Origin of the sequence: Phyllobacterium sp. NPDC097923 (genome assembly GCF_044760925.1) — a bacterium.
Classification (GTDB): domain Bacteria; phylum Pseudomonadota; class Alphaproteobacteria; order Rhizobiales; family Rhizobiaceae; genus Phyllobacterium; species Phyllobacterium calauticae.
The window spans coordinates 1,017,410-1,030,834 of sequence record NZ_JBIWBL010000001.1 but is presented as its reverse complement, the minus strand read 5'-3'; the positions used below and the strand labels follow the sequence as shown (position 1 = coordinate 1,030,834).

Annotated in this window: 15 protein-coding genes; 11 read left to right on the top strand and 4 right to left on the bottom strand. The window is 58.8% G+C overall.

Annotated elements, in window-relative coordinates; translation table 11 throughout:
- Nucleotides 1–64: 64 nt before the first annotated feature.
- From ACIQWS_RS05150 to ACIQWS_RS05130, 5 genes are all read left to right on the top strand, one after another.
- Complete coding sequence (locus tag ACIQWS_RS05150; protein ID WP_403171105.1) at nucleotides 65–454, top strand: AbrB/MazE/SpoVT family DNA-binding domain-containing protein; 390 nt, start codon at nucleotides 65–67, stop codon at nucleotides 452–454.
- The gene (locus ACIQWS_RS05145; RefSeq protein ID WP_346304937.1) at nucleotides 451–834 is read left to right on the top strand and encodes a type II toxin-antitoxin system VapC family toxin; all 384 of its coding nucleotides are present in this window, start codon (nucleotides 451–453) and stop codon (nucleotides 832–834) included. The genes ACIQWS_RS05150 and ACIQWS_RS05145 overlap by 4 nt, the downstream gene beginning before the upstream one ends.
- Before the next feature lie 8 nt (nucleotides 835–842).
- A complete protein-coding gene (locus ACIQWS_RS05140; RefSeq protein WP_403171100.1) occupies nucleotides 843–2,450 on the top strand; it encodes a carboxyl transferase domain-containing protein in 1,608 nt (535 codons plus the stop codon).
- Between the two features lie 20 nt (nucleotides 2,451–2,470).
- Nucleotides 2,471–4,480 (top strand): acetyl/propionyl/methylcrotonyl-CoA carboxylase subunit alpha, encoded by a 2,010-nt coding sequence (locus tag ACIQWS_RS05135; protein ID WP_403177507.1) that lies wholly within the window; start codon nucleotides 2,471–2,473, stop codon nucleotides 4,478–4,480.
- A 103-nt stretch (nucleotides 4,481–4,583) separates the two neighbouring features.
- A complete protein-coding gene (locus ACIQWS_RS05130) occupies nucleotides 4,584–5,111 on the top strand; it encodes a DNA starvation/stationary phase protection protein (RefSeq protein ID WP_346304939.1) in 528 nt (175 codons plus the stop codon).
- Nucleotides 5,112–5,191: 80 nt separating this feature from the next.
- Here the strand turns inward: ACIQWS_RS05130 and ACIQWS_RS05125 are convergent, their stop codons facing one another.
- Together ACIQWS_RS05125 and ACIQWS_RS05120 are read right to left on the bottom strand one after the other, a co-directional pair.
- Nucleotides 5,192–5,437, bottom strand: a complete 246-nt coding sequence (locus ACIQWS_RS05125; protein ID WP_223611347.1) for a hypothetical protein — start codon at nucleotides 5,435–5,437, stop codon at nucleotides 5,192–5,194.
- Between the two features lie 494 nt (nucleotides 5,438–5,931).
- On the bottom strand, nucleotides 5,932–6,246 hold the full coding sequence (locus tag ACIQWS_RS05120) for a hypothetical protein (protein ID WP_403171096.1): 315 nt from the start codon (nucleotides 6,244–6,246) through the stop codon (nucleotides 5,932–5,934).
- An 8-nt stretch (nucleotides 6,247–6,254) separates the two neighbouring features.
- Here ACIQWS_RS05120 and ACIQWS_RS05115 point away from each other — a divergent pair, with 8 nt between their 5' ends.
- A complete protein-coding gene (locus ACIQWS_RS05115; RefSeq protein ID WP_403171091.1) occupies nucleotides 6,255–7,115 on the top strand; it encodes a LysR family transcriptional regulator in 861 nt (286 codons plus the stop codon).
- 175 nt (nucleotides 7,116–7,290) lie between these two features.
- On the opposite strand, the gene ACIQWS_RS05110 is transcribed toward ACIQWS_RS05115, so the two are convergent.
- Entirely contained in the window at nucleotides 7,291–7,557 is a 267-nt protein-coding gene (locus ACIQWS_RS05110; RefSeq protein ID WP_223611350.1) for a sel1 repeat family protein, read from the bottom strand.
- Between the two features lie 471 nt (nucleotides 7,558–8,028).
- Between ACIQWS_RS05110 and ACIQWS_RS05105 the strand changes: the two genes are divergently transcribed.
- The 4 genes from ACIQWS_RS05105 to ACIQWS_RS05090 all read left to right on the top strand — a co-directional run bounded on the left by ACIQWS_RS05105 (nucleotide 8,029) and on the right by ACIQWS_RS05090 (nucleotide 10,644).
- Entirely contained in the window at nucleotides 8,029–8,376 is a 348-nt protein-coding gene (locus tag ACIQWS_RS05105; protein WP_223611351.1) for a DUF2147 domain-containing protein, read from the top strand.
- A gap of 509 nt (nucleotides 8,377–8,885) precedes the next feature.
- Nucleotides 8,886–9,362, top strand: coding sequence for an SRPBCC domain-containing protein (locus ACIQWS_RS05100; RefSeq protein WP_346305336.1), 477 nt, complete (start codon nucleotides 8,886–8,888; stop codon nucleotides 9,360–9,362).
- 60 nt (nucleotides 9,363–9,422) lie between these two features.
- The gene (locus tag ACIQWS_RS05095; RefSeq protein ID WP_403171082.1) at nucleotides 9,423–10,211 is read left to right on the top strand and encodes a DUF899 domain-containing protein; all 789 of its coding nucleotides are present in this window, start codon (nucleotides 9,423–9,425) and stop codon (nucleotides 10,209–10,211) included.
- Nucleotides 10,212–10,239: 28 nt separating this feature from the next.
- The gene (locus ACIQWS_RS05090) at nucleotides 10,240–10,644 is read left to right on the top strand and encodes a GFA family protein (RefSeq protein ID WP_403171078.1); all 405 of its coding nucleotides are present in this window, start codon (nucleotides 10,240–10,242) and stop codon (nucleotides 10,642–10,644) included.
- 34 nt (nucleotides 10,645–10,678) lie between these two features.
- On the opposite strand, the gene ACIQWS_RS05085 is transcribed toward ACIQWS_RS05090, so the two are convergent.
- Nucleotides 10,679–11,380, bottom strand: a complete 702-nt coding sequence (locus tag ACIQWS_RS05085) for a glutathione S-transferase N-terminal domain-containing protein (RefSeq protein WP_403171073.1) — start codon at nucleotides 11,378–11,380, stop codon at nucleotides 10,679–10,681.
- 170 nt (nucleotides 11,381–11,550) lie between these two features.
- Here ACIQWS_RS05085 and ACIQWS_RS05080 point away from each other — a divergent pair, with 170 nt between their 5' ends.
- Nucleotides 11,551–13,059, top strand: a complete 1,509-nt coding sequence (locus tag ACIQWS_RS05080; RefSeq protein WP_346305340.1) for an AMP nucleosidase — start codon at nucleotides 11,551–11,553, stop codon at nucleotides 13,057–13,059.
- Nucleotides 13,060–13,425 lie beyond the last annotated feature (366 nt).

Sequence of the window (13,425 nt, the reverse complement as noted above, 5' to 3'; positions counted from 1 at the left end):
AGAATTGCCATGTTTTATGAATGATGGCAGATTTCTTCCATTGTTCTCAAAGAGGTCTTTAACAATGGCACGCAAGAAGAATGAAGGTTTCCGTGAGGAACCGCAAGCGTTTGAGCACGATGCAGACACCTCGTCGGCGCCGTTTTCCTGGGCTGTGACTGCTACGATAGGTGACGGCGGCCGCTTGGTTATTCCGGCCGAGATGCGCAAGCTCATGAACGTGAAGCCGGGCGACACCGTCGCCCTGCGCATGGTCGACGGCTATCTTCAGGTTGCCTCCCAGAGCGCGACGCTGAAAAAGATCTGGGAGAGCGCCGAAAAGCTCAAAAGGCCGGGTGTTAGTCTGGTGGATGAATTCATTGCGGACAGACTGGCTGAACAACGCGCTTCCGATGCGCGGTTTGACCGGCTGGCGCGCGAAGCAGCGGAAATCGCCAAGGCACCGAAGAAATGACCACGGTGGTCCTTGATGCCTCGGCGGTGCTGGCGGTTCTTCTGCAGGAGCCTGGGGCAGACCGTGCGCAGGCCTGCCTTTCCGGCGCGCTCTGCACGACCGTCAACCTGGCCGAGATCATGGCCGCCTGCGCCGACAAGGGCCTTTCCCTTGCCGTTCCCGATGCACTGATGACCGGATACAGTGTCCGGTATGTTGATTTCGACAAGGATCTCGCACTGACCGCCGCCTTGCTGCGTCCGGCAACCCGCCACAAAGGTCTTTCTCTCGGCGACCGCGCCTGCCTTGCTCTTGCCATAAGGGAAGGCGCCACTGCCATTACCACCGACCGCGCCTGGGCCGACCTTGACGTCGGCTGCCACATCGAAGTGATCCGATAGGAGAATACATGAGCATACTTCAGTCCCAGATCACCACCACATCCGAAACCTTTGCCGCCAATACGGAGCGCATGCGCGCCCTTGTCGATGACATCAAGGCCAAGGCTGCGCTGGTGAGCAAGGGCGGGACCGACGAAGCACGCAAGCGCCACACCGCGCGCAACAAGCTGCTGCCGCGCGACCGGCTGGTACAGTTGCTTGATCCCGGTTCGCCCTTTCTGGAAATCGGCCAGTTTGCCGCCTGGGACATGTATGGCGACACTATCGCATCGGCGGGGCTGATCGCCGGTATCGGGCGCGTGTCCGGCAAGGAGGTGATGATTGTCGTCAACGACGCCACCGTCAAGGGCGGCACCTATTATCCGCTGACCGTGAAGAAGCATCTGCGCGCGCAGGAAATCGCGCTGCAGAACAATCTCCCCTGCATCTATCTCGTCGATTCCGGCGGCGCGAACCTGCCGAACCAGGACGAGGTTTTCCCGGACCGCGAACATTTTGGCCGCATCTTCTACAACCAGGCGAACATGTCAGCGGCGGGGATTCCGCAGATTGCCGTGGTCATGGGATCGTGCACGGCGGGCGGTGCCTATGTGCCGGCCATGTCGGAAGAAACCATCATGGTCAAAGGCCAGGCGACCATCTTTCTTGCCGGCCCGCCGCTGGTGAAGGCTGCGACCGGCGAGGATGTGACAGCGGAGGACCTTGGCGGCGCCGAAGTGCACACGCGCGAGTCCGGCGTTGCCGATCACTATGCCATGGACGATGCCCATGCCCTTGCCATCGCCCGGCGCATCGTCGGAAACCTGAATCGAAAGAAGGTGATAGGGCTCGACCTTCGCAAAGTGAGTCCGCCTCTTTACGATCCGCATGAACTCTACGGCATCGTGCCCACGGACCTGCGCCAGCCCTACGACGTGCGCGAAGTCATCGCCCGCGTGGTCGACGGTTCCGAATTCGACGAGTTCAAGCAGAATTACGGCACCAGCCTCGTCACCGGCTTTGCCCATCTCTACGGCATGCCGGTCGGCATCATCGCCAACAATGGCGTGCTGTTTTCCGAAAGCGCGCTGAAGGGCACGCACTTCATCGAGCTGTGCACCCAGCGCGGCATTCCGCTCGTCTTCCTGCAGAACATCACCGGCTTCATGGTCGGCCGTTCCTATGAAGCGGGCGGCATCGCCAAGGATGGCGCCAAGCTGGTGACGGCGGTTGCCACGGCGCGCGTGCCCAAGGTGACGATGATCATCGGCGGATCCTTCGGGGCAGGCAATTACGGTATGTGCGGCCGCGCCTTCTCGCCGCGCTTCCTGTGGATGTGGCCCAATGCCCGCATTTCCGTCATGGGCGGCGAACAGGCGGCAACGGTGCTGGCGCTGGTCAAGCGCGAGGGGATCGAACGCAAGGGCGGTGACTGGCCCGCTGCCGACGAGGCAGCCTTCCGCGCGCCGATCCTGGAAAAATACGAGCGCGAGGGCCACCCGCTCTATTCTTCGGCGCGCCTGTGGGACGACGGCATCATCGACCCGGCCAAAACCCGCGAGGTTCTCGCCCTTTCACTTTCCGCAGCCCTGAATGCACCCGTGGAGGATACCACATTCGGTATCTTCAGGATGTAAGGAGAAAAACCATGACAACAATGTTCTCCAGAATCCTCATTGCCAATCGCGGTGAAATTGCCTGCCGGGTCATCCGCACCGCGCAGAAGATGGGTATCGGCACCGTTGCCGTCTATTCCGACGCCGATGCCGATGCGCTGCATGTGGCAATGGCCGACGAGGCCGTACATATCGGCGGCTCCTCCGTATCGGAAAGCTATCTGCGCGCCGACCGCATCATTCAGGCGGCCATCGATACGGGCGCCGAAGCCATTCATCCCGGCTACGGGTTCCTGTCGGAAAACCCCGGCTTTGTCGATGCCGTGGTCAAGGCCGGACTGGTGTTCATCGGCCCCTCGGCGGATTCCATCCGCGCCATGGGCCTGAAGGACGCCGCCAAGCGGCTGATGGAAAAGGCGGGCGTGCCTGTCGTTCCCGGCTATCACGGTGAAGCACAGGAACTGGTCGTGCTCGCCTCCAAGGCGCGCGAGATCGGCTATCCCGTGCTGATCAAGGCGCGCGCCGGCGGTGGCGGCAAGGGCATGCGCAAGGTCGACAGCCCCGATGATTTCGCCGAAGCGCTGGGCAGCGCGCGGCGCGAAGCCAAGAGCGCCTTCGGCGATGACCGGGTGCTGGTGGAAAAATACGTCTCCAAGCCGCGCCATATCGAGGTGCAGGTGTTCGGCGACAATCACGGCAACGCCGTGCATCTCTATGAGCGCGACTGTTCGCTGCAGCGCCGCCACCAGAAGGTGATCGAGGAAGCCCCCGCTCCCGACATCACGCCGGAGATGCGCGCGGCGATGACCGACGCCGCCGTGAAGGCGGCCAAGGCCATCAACTATTCCGGCGCGGGCACGATCGAATTCATCGTCGATGCCAGCCAGGGCCTGCGGCCGGACGGCTTCTGGTTCATGGAAATGAACACGCGGCTGCAGGTCGAGCATCCCGTGACCGAAATGATCACCGGGCTTGACCTGGTGGAATGGCAATTGCGCGTGGCGGCGGGCGAACCCCTGCCGCTGACGCAGGCACAAATCCCGCTGAATGGCCATGCCGTGGAAGCGCGGCTTTATGCGGAAGACCCGGCCAAGGGCTTTCTGCCAGCCATCGGCACGTTGCATCACCTCGCCTTTCCCGCTGCCGTCAGGGAAGGCACGGTGCGGATTGAGACCGGCGTGCGCCCGGGCGACACCATTTCCCCCTATTACGATCCGATGATTGCCAAGATCGTCGTTCACGCCAAAGACCGCGCGACCGCGCTGCAAGCCATGGAAGACGCCCTTCTGCACACGGAGATTGCCGGAACGGTCACCAATGCAGCATTCCTCGCCGCATTGGCGCGGCATCCGGGTTTTGCCGCCGGTGATGTCGATACCGGCCTGATCGACCGGGATCTTCACAGCCTGGTCGTTCCCGTGGCCATGCCGGCGGGCGCAAAGGAGCTGGCCGTGCTCTATGCCAGCGGCCTTCTGACAAAGGTCACCTCCGACGATCCCTGGACGGCACTGCGCGGCTACAGCCATCTGGCGCCGTCGCAATACCCGGTCACGCTGGGCGAGCCCGGCCATACGCTCCGCTATGGCATTACGGTTCTGGATGATGATCGTTTCGAGGTCGCCGCAGCCGACGCCACCCTTGACCTGCGGGTGCGGCGCGATGGCAGCGGTTGGCACATCACCGGCAAAGGCATTAACCTGCGGGCGAAGACCGCGGCAATACCGCAAGGCATTGCGGTCATCGCCAGAGGCGTGGTGGCAATTTTTGCCGTGCCGGATCCCCTGCAGCAGGCCGACGAGGCCGGGGGTGCGGGCGACCGGCTGACCGCGCCGATGCCGGGTCTGGTGAAATCCGTCCGGGTCTCTGCCGGCGATCTCGTCAGGAAGGGGCAGGTTCTCCTGGTGCTGGAGGCGATGAAGATGGAACATTCCATCACCGCTCCGCATGACGGAAAAATTGCCGAGATCGTCAACGAAGGGGCTCAAGTCAAGGAGAAGACGGCCCTTGTGCGCTTCGAAGAGGCGGAAGTCGCCGCGTTGACCAAGATTTGAAGCAGAAATGACAAACAGTCGTGCTAGTCGTATATCTGTGACGAGCACCACTTGCCTACTCAAGTCGTAAGAATTTCCCATTCACAGCAGAGGAGATCGACCCATGGCTACCAAATCATTGCAGACGATCAAACGCGCGCCCACCGCAACGCCCACCGATCTCGGCGCGGACGCGACCCGCGACATCGCAGCCGCCGTCAATGCGCTGCTTGCCGATACCTTCGCGCTCTACATGAAAACGAAAAACTTCCATTGGCATATGAGCGGGCCGCATTTTCGCGATTATCACCTGATGCTGGACGAACAGGGCGCCCAGATTTTTGACATGACCGACGTTCTGGCGGAGCGCGTGCGCAAGATCGGCGGCACAACATTGCGCTCCATCGGGCAGATTTCCGCCCAGCAGCGCCTGCTCGACAACGACGCCAATTTCGTGACGCCGGAGGATATGCTGGCCGAACTGCGCGATGACACGAAGAGCTTTATCGGCTATCTGCGGCAGGTGCATGAGCTTTGCAGCGAATACCATGACAGTGCCACCACGAGCATCATCGAGAATTACATCGATGAATCCGAGCGCCGCCACTGGTTCCTGTTCGAAGCAACCCGCACCGGTCCTGCCAGCGTCTGATGTGCTGACAACGGTTTCATCGACAGAACGGCATGAACAGCGCCTCTATCGGCAACGGGTGTTCATGCCGTTCAATCCTTTTAATCGTTCGCCTTGGTCATTTTCGCGCGTTTGTCGCGGTTCTGCGTATCGGCAATCAGGGCTTCCACGGCGGAAATGTTCAACGCCAGTGTGGCTATCCGTTTCAAGGTGTTATTGTCAGGAAAAGCATTGGTCTTTGCAGTCAAAATTATCAACTCTTTTTGAGCATGGCTCAACCTTGATAATAATGCCCCAAGCTCGTCCTGCATAACTTCCCCGTCTTCTTTAAGAATCAAAAATTCCATAAACCGTTTACTTAGCTGATATCCCGGTGTTCGCAACCCCTAAGAGTTGCGAAAGTCTCACTAAAAAACCACATTAAATCGAATTAACTATCATAATTCTAATGATAGGTTTAATCATAGCCTCTCACAAAAATTCATAACACAAAGACAAAACAACATAGAAAATGACCATTATTATCAATGCAATTCTAAACCGATAAAGATATATCTGATTTAAAACTTTATACTACACGTCGTTTAGAAGAAAATATTTGCATTACTGTGATAATCCAAAGCATCTTGCTCCAGATTCTCCCGAATGTGCAGCCCCCCCTTGAAATCAGGCCGGTAACTCAGACCTGCCGGATCGCAGCGGCGCTCCCACGAGAACAATGGCCCCTTAGCATGATGCCGTCTAACGGCTAGGTTGCAATCGCAACAATAATCTCGTCCTGATTGCGTCAATAATGTGGAATTGCCGAAGAAGAGTGTTCAGCTTCGAACCGGTGGCCATGTCAATGGCGGGGCTGGTTCCCGTGCAGCAGAAGTGCCCGCAGCCGCTTCAGGCGATAGCAGCAGGCGATCCCGGCTGCGTCCTGGCGCGTGATACCGGCATCGCGCAGCAAATGTTCACCCGGCTTGCGCGACAACACCGCGAGTTGGCGAGCCTCGCGATCAGCGATCTGCAAATCCTTCCAAAGTTTTGAAAACAAGCAGAAAACAGACATGGAGATGATCTCGAATGGCGAATAATCGCCATGCTTGCCGCAGGTATTGACATACATCAAACGAATAGAAATTATGCCTGTCATTCGAAATTTTAATTGCAAGGAATACCATGAACCCGCCGCTCGACAGCGATCTGCTCCGCACGTTCCTGGCCGTGGCAACGGCCGGCAATGTCACCCGCGCGGCGGAAAGGATCGGGCGCACGCAATCGGCCGTGAGCGTGCAGATCAAGCGGCTTGAGGAGGTTCTGGGAGAAAGCGTTTTTGCCCGCGGCTCGCGCGGCGTTGCGCTGACTGACCAGGGCGAAGCACTGCTCGTCAACGCGCAGCGCATCGTCGCGCTGCTCGATGAAACCATGGCGACGATCCGGGCCAAGCCGCTTGGCGGCCCCGTGCGGATCGGCCTTCCCGAAGAATATGGCTACACGATCCTGCCGCGCGCCCTCGCCGCCTTTGCCAGCCAGCATCCGCAGGTGGAGGTAACGGTCAAATGCGGATATTCGGCGCAGCAGCTGGCCGCACTCGATGCGGACGAGCTTGATCTTGCCGTCATATTCAACTGGGAGCCGCCGGCAACCGGCGAGGTTCTGTTTATCGACCCGACCGTCTGGGTCACCTCGGAGGTGCATTGCGTGCATGAAATCACGCCCGTTCCCATCGCGATCTACGAGCGCTCGGACTGGTGCAGGAAATTCGCCATGGGATCGCTGGAACGCAACAGGATCGATTATCGCGTGGCCTATAGCTGCGATACGGGCGGAGGCTTGAAAATAGCCGCGGTTTCTGGCCTTGCCATCGCCCCGCTCGCGCGCAGCAATATCCCGTCGGGCTGCCGCGAACTGACCGAGGCGGAGGGCTTTCCGGTCATTGATTCATCGAATGTCGTGCTGCGGCGCAATCCGCGGATGATGAGCCCTGCGATTGACGGCATGGCCAAGGTGATCCGCGATGCGTTCCAGCCGATGGGCTGAGCCATTGTCGTCTCGTGCCGCTGTGGCTTGAGCGCTCATGCGTGGTTCGACAAGCTCACCATGAGGGAGAGTGAGGATTGCAGGGAGTTAGGTTCTGCTACGTTTGTGATTAACCTTGCACCAACCCACTTCCCTCATGGTGAGCTTGTCGAACCACGCACCAGGCATCTGCAGTTCAGTGTGTGGTCATCCATTCGCGGGCTTCGCGCATGGCCGTTGCCAGATCGGCCTTGGACATGGTTTTCACCAGTTCGGCGCGCAGTTCCGCAGCCCGGTCGCTGCCTTTGATGGCCGCAATGTTGAACCATTTATGCGCGGCGACATGATCAACGGCACAGTCACGGCCCGTGGCATACATGATGCCCATTTCAAAGAGGATGTCCGTTTCTGCGGTGCCGCCGACATGTCCGGCATCGATATTCTGAAGATCAAAGCGTGCCATTTTACCGAGTCCCTGTTTAAACCGATAAGCCCTGTTAGACTTCTGAGAACCGCCTGATTTGTTTGTTTTGGCGTGCTCTTTCGATGTTTTCGAGAATGCCACACAGCCCTCAAATTGCTGTTAAAGGGCATGATTAACTGGAGCCAAACAAAACAAAAACAACTGGTAAACTTCGGAATTCATTAAATATATCGCCCCAGCAATTGCAGGCATTTGGATCAAATTCGCTTAAAATGCCATTATCCGATTTCAAGCCTTTGCTAACCAAGGCACAGCTTCTTTTTGCCGGGCTTGGAGCCATTCACACAGAAATCTCCTCTCCGTTCCGCAACGCCTGCCTGCAAAAAACCCCGGCTGCGAGCACGCATAAGGCTTCCTTTCAGGGTTTTTTTGAATTACGTTTACGTAAGGGACATGCAAATGGACGCGGAGAGACCCCATTTGCCGCACAACCCTTATCGGGAGGAACATATGAATCGCAAACTCTTATTGGCATGCGCCGGCGTCGTATTGATGGCAGGTCCGGCACTGGCCGAAGAACCGATCGTCGGCACGTGGAAGCGGCCGACAGGTACGCTCATCCAGTACTCGTCCTGCGGCGCCGACAAGTATTGCGGCACGGTCTTGACCGGCGAATACAAGGGCAAATCCATCGGCGAGATGTCCGGCAAGGGCGGGTCCTACAAGGGACAGGTCAACAAGCTTGACGAGGGCAAGACTTATAATGGTAAGGCCAGCGTCAGCGGCAACACCCTGTCCCTGTCCGGTTGCGTGCTGGGCGGGCTCATCTGCAAGAGCGAAAGCCTGACACGCCAGTAATTTTCAGACGGCATGCCAAACCCCGCGAAGGCGTAGAGCTCTCGCGGGGTTTTTGTTTGCTTGCGCCAGATATGGCCGGCCCGTCCGGGTTGCGCCTTCTTGCGATGCGCTTACCGCTGCCCGTACCGTGCGCCGAAACCCCAAGGCGTGCACCGCTTGCCCTCTCCAGGTCTTTGAACGCGGCTTCGATATCCCGCTCCTTCGCTGCGCCCGCCGGTCTGATCGACAGCGACAGGGCCGGAACAACCGGCATGGACCCAACACGTGCAGCGCGGCGTGTAATATGACCTGACATGTCTCATCTGCGTCTCCGGCATCGTGAATCGCAAGGCGGTCCTTGCCGGAGCGGAAACTGATGCCGGATGTGGCGCTTTCCAAGGAAAATGTGTGACGCAAAAAAGTATGCCCCGGCAATGTTGACGTTGGCAAAATCAGAGTGTATTAAACCAAAAGGTTATTTAACCTATGAGTTAGGTAATATCCGTTCGGAATGGGAAGGAAGAGGAACCATGACCGCAGCGCTGGCCCGCAGGGACAATGATCGCGAACTGACAATCGTCCGGATCGTCGATGCGCCGGTGGCGCTCGTTTTCAAGGTCTGGTCACAGCCGGAGCATGTCGTGCGCTGGTGGGGGCCGAAGAATTTCACCTGCCCGAACTGCCAGATCGATTTCAGGGAGGGCGGTGCCTATCGCTCGTCCATCCGCTCTCCCGATGGCGAGGACGCCTGGATGGTCGGCCGCTACACGCGGATCGTCGAGCCGGAGCGGATCGTCTTCACCTTTGCCTGGGAGGATAGCGATGGCCTGCGCGGGCCGCAGACATTGGTAACCGTCACCATGAGCGCGCAGGGACAGCGCACGCGGCTCGTCTTTCATCAGGCACCGTTTGATTCCGCCGGCGACCGGGATTCGCATGAGAATGGCTGGACCGAATGCATGGAACGGCTGGAGGCCTATGTCGAGCCGCTGGGCCGCCTTCACTGAGGAGCGCATGCCCTCGCTTATGGACTGATTATCGCTTGAGCCAATATCAAGGAGGAAACGATGAACACCCATGCACACCCTGACGACCGCAAGGTTGTTTCCCGCGCCGAGTGGGACGAGGCCAGAAAAGCCTTTCTGCTGAAGGAAAAGGCCTTCACCAAACAGCGCGATGCCCTGAACCGTGAGCGCCGTGCGCTTCCGATGGTCCGGATCGACAAGGATTATGTGTTCGAGGAGCCGAAGGGCAAGCTCGGCCTGTCCGATTTGTTCGAGGGGCGCCGCCAGTTGATCGTCTATCATTTCATGCTGGGACCGGGCGAAGGCGAAGGCTGCCCCGGCTGCTCCTTCCTTGCCGACAGTATCGGCAATCTGGCGCATCTGCACGCCCGCGACACCACGCTGGTCGCCGTCTCGCGCGCGCCGCTCGCCGAAATCGAAGCTTACAGAAGACGCATGGGCTGGACCTTCCCGTGGGTGTCGTCGCATGACGGCGATTTCAACTATGATTTTCACGTGACATTGGACGAGGCCGTCATGCCGCCCGTCTACAATTACACCACGGCCGAGGAATATGAGCGCAAGGGCATGCCCTGGTTCATGCGGGGCGAACAGCCGGGAACCAGTGTCTTCCTGCGCGACGGCGATACGGTCTACCACACCTATTCAAGCTATGGACGCGGCGGCGACCTGCAGCTTGGCACCTACAACTATCTCGACCTGACGCCGCTCGGCCGGCAGGAGGGCTGGGACGGCACGCCCGACCTTGGCGGTCTCGGCAAGAACTGGGTCAAGCGCCATGACGAATATGCCGGCACCGCCAAATCCGCCGACGATAGCTGCTGTCACTGATTTCGATCATTCCCCGCGGAGATATCCGATGAAAAAAACCTATCATGGCAGCTGTCATTGCCAGGCCGTGCGTTTCGAATGCACGATCGATCTCGATGCCGGTACGAGCAAATGTAATTGCTCGTTCTGTGCCAAGCTGCGGTTCTGGAAAGCCTTTACCGGCGGTGATGCGCTGCAGATCCTCGCAGGCGCTGACAATCTCACGCAATACCAGTTCGGCAGCAAGACCATCACGCATTCCTTCTGCAGGACCTGCGGCGTCAAGCCGTTCGGACAGGGCAATCTGGAGGTGATGGGCGGGCCCTTCTATGCCGTCAACCTGTCTGTTCTCGATGACCTTTCACTGGAAGAACTGCTGGCGGCCCCTGTGCAATATCAGGATGGCTTGCACGACAACTGGGGAGAGGCGCCGCCGGAGACGCGGCACCTGTAGAGGGCTGATCCTGCTCCCGGCGATGGCTCGCCTGTCAGCGCGCCCGTTGGCCGAACAGGATTTTCTGCGCTTCCTTGTCGTCGGCAAGATTGCGGCGCGCTTCCTTGCCCAGATCCCTGCCTCGCTGAACGGCAGGGCGGGCGCTTATGGCTTCAAACCAGCGCTTGAGATTGGGAAAATCATTGAGATCCTGCCCCTGATTGGCGTGGGAGACAATCCAGCCGAACGACGCCATATCGGCGATGGAATAGGCTTCGGCAAGATAGTCCCGGCCTTCCAGACGCCGGTTCATCACACCGTAAAGACGGTTGACCTCGTTGGTGTAGCGGTTGATGCCGTACTCAATCTTTTCCGGTGCGTATTGCCGGAAATGATGCGCCTGCCCGGCCATGGGCCCGAGGCCACCCACCTGCCAGAACAGCCACTCCTCCACGGCGACGCGCTTGCGCTCGTCCTGCGGATAGAACTTGCCGAACTTGCGGCCGAGATATTGCAGGATGGCACCGGATTCGAACACGGAGATCGGTTCGCCGCCGGGCCCTTCCGGATCGATGATCGCGGGCATGCGGTTGTTGGGCGCGATCCTGAGGAATGACGGTTCGAATTGTTCGCCCTTGCCGATATTGACCAGCTTGAGATCGTAGGGAACCCCAAGCTCTTCCAGCATGATGGAAATTTTCCAGCCGTTGGGTGTCGGCCAGTAGTAAAGTTCAATCGGCTTGGTCTGCGTCGTCATATCGATCTCCTGGGAGCTTACTCTATCCGGTCAAACATAAGTGCCCGATGCCCGATCGCAATAGCCGGCGACCGATTTCCGGCCGGCTTTGGCAGGCGGCCTGAACCGAATTGAAATTTCGGGCTTTTTGCCATCTCCCAACTGACATCCGATTTCACTATATTAAGAGCATGAACAATCGAATCGGAACAAAGAAACCCGTCGCCATCAGCATGCCGCCCCATGTTGAACCCGAAGAATTCACCGACGCGAAAGCCGCCGTGCAGGCGCTGATCGCCTTGTACGAGCGGAACACGCAGTTTCTGCGCGATGGCTTCGACAAGGTCGCCAAGGGCAAAGTGGAAAACAACACGCATTTCCGAGCCTTCTATCCGGAAGTGCGTCTGTCCACATCAAGCTATGCGCAGATCGACTCCCGCCTCGCCTTCGGCCATGTGTCGGCGCCCGGCCAGTATTCGGCCAACATCACCCGGCCCGATCTTTTCGAAAGCTACCTGGAAGAACAGATCAGGCTGCTGATCCGCAATCATGGCGGCCCGGTTACGGTGCAGGAATCGACGACACCGATCCCCATCCACTTTGCCTTCCTTGAAGGCACCTATGTGGAATCCTCGGTTGCCGATGCGTTCCAGCGCCCGCTGCGCGATCTCTTCGATGTTCCCGATCTCAACGCCACGGATGACCGGATCGTCAATGGCGAATATGAGACCGACGATATTGACGGGATCATGCCGCTGTCGCCATTCACGGCGCAACGCGTGGATTATTCCCTGCACCGCCTGTCGCACTATACCGCGACCCGTCCCGTGCATTTCCAGAACTATGTTCTCTTCACCAACTATCAGTTCTACATCGATGAGTTCTGCGCGCTGGCGCGGCGGCTGATGGCCGAGGGTGGCGGCGGCTACGAGCGGTTCATCGAACCGGGTAACCTGATCACCGAAGCCGGTGACGACGCGCCGACTTCGGGCGTGCCGATTGGACGGCTGCCGCAGATGCCCGCCTATCATCTGGCGAAGAAAGACAATGCCGGCATCACCATGGTCAATATCGGCGTCGGCCCCTCCAACGCCAAGACCATCACGGACCACATCGCGGTTCTGCGCCCGCATGCGTGGCTGATGCTCGGCCACTGCGCTGGTCTGCGCAACACGCAGGCGCTCGGCGACTATGTGCTGGCCCATGCCTATGTGCGCGAGGATCACGTGCTTGATGACGACCTGCCGGTCTGGGTGCCGATCCCGGCGCTGGCCGAAGTGCAGGTGGCGCTCGAACAGGCGGTCGCCGAAGTCACGGGACTTGAGGGCTATGACCTGAAGCGCATCATGCGCACGGGCACAGTTGCCACCATCGACAACCGCAACTGGGAACTGCGCGACCAGCGCGGACCGGTGAAGCGCCTGTCGCAATCGCGCGCCATTGCGCTCGACATGGAGTCGGCGACCATTGCCGCCAACGGCTTCCGCTTCCGCGTGCCCTATGGAACGCTGCTGTGCGTCTCCGACAAGCCGCTGCATGGCGAATTGAAGCTGCCGGGCATGGCAACGGAGTTCTACAAGCGTCAGGTCGCCCAGCATCTGCAGATCGGCATCCGTGCGTTGGAGAAACTGGCGGAAATGCCGCCGGAAAAACTGCACTCGCGCAAGTTGCGCAGCTTCTTCGAAATGGCCTTCCAGTAGAATTAAGGGCTTTATATCGGCAAACTGGCGCCCAAAGTCAGCAAATCGTGCTTGGAAACAAGGACAAAATGCCGTATTCTTCTGGAGTGGAGATGGGCTTTCGCCCACCCCCGTTTTCTAGATAATGAATCGAACCCGGAGGGTCAGTGTCCAACTGCTCCGGGTTCTTTTCATTTCCAGAGTGATAACAAGCGGTCTATACCACATTGCTTCACCTCCAGTTTTGAGAGCAAGGCCATTGCCATGGTCGGGAGGCCCATCATCCCGATGCACCGGCTGGCTCGGTGCATGCTGCTTTGCTCTCAAATGCCTGAGTGATGGACACCTTTGCAAATCCCGCGAAAACAGCAACGAATGCAGAGTTGA

Coding starts and splice junctions, on each gene's coding strand:
- ACIQWS_RS05130 (WP_346304939.1), top strand. CDS start 4,584: ATGGCTACCAAATCATTGCAGACGATCAAACGCGCGCCCACCGCAACG.
- ACIQWS_RS05150 (WP_403171105.1), top strand. CDS start 65: ATGGCACGCAAGAAGAATGAAGGTTTCCGTGAGGAACCGCAAGCGTTT.
- ACIQWS_RS05105 (WP_223611351.1), top strand. CDS start 8,029: ATGAATCGCAAACTCTTATTGGCATGCGCCGGCGTCGTATTGATGGCA.
- ACIQWS_RS05115 (WP_403171091.1), top strand. CDS start 6,255: ATGAACCCGCCGCTCGACAGCGATCTGCTCCGCACGTTCCTGGCCGTG.
- ACIQWS_RS05080 (WP_346305340.1), top strand. CDS start 11,551: ATGAACAATCGAATCGGAACAAAGAAACCCGTCGCCATCAGCATGCCG.
- ACIQWS_RS05125 (WP_223611347.1), bottom strand. CDS start 5,437: ATGGAATTTTTGATTCTTAAAGAAGACGGGGAAGTTATGCAGGACGAG.
- ACIQWS_RS05145 (WP_346304937.1), top strand. CDS start 451: ATGACCACGGTGGTCCTTGATGCCTCGGCGGTGCTGGCGGTTCTTCTG.
- ACIQWS_RS05140 (WP_403171100.1), top strand. CDS start 843: ATGAGCATACTTCAGTCCCAGATCACCACCACATCCGAAACCTTTGCC.
- ACIQWS_RS05090 (WP_403171078.1), top strand. CDS start 10,240: ATGAAAAAAACCTATCATGGCAGCTGTCATTGCCAGGCCGTGCGTTTC.
- ACIQWS_RS05085 (WP_403171073.1), bottom strand. CDS start 11,380: ATGACGACGCAGACCAAGCCGATTGAACTTTACTACTGGCCGACACCC.
- ACIQWS_RS05095 (WP_403171082.1), top strand. CDS start 9,423: ATGAACACCCATGCACACCCTGACGACCGCAAGGTTGTTTCCCGCGCC.
- ACIQWS_RS05135 (WP_403177507.1), top strand. CDS start 2,471: ATGTTCTCCAGAATCCTCATTGCCAATCGCGGTGAAATTGCCTGCCGG.
- ACIQWS_RS05100 (WP_346305336.1), top strand. CDS start 8,886: ATGACCGCAGCGCTGGCCCGCAGGGACAATGATCGCGAACTGACAATC.
- ACIQWS_RS05110 (WP_223611350.1), bottom strand. CDS start 7,557: ATGGCACGCTTTGATCTTCAGAATATCGATGCCGGACATGTCGGCGGC.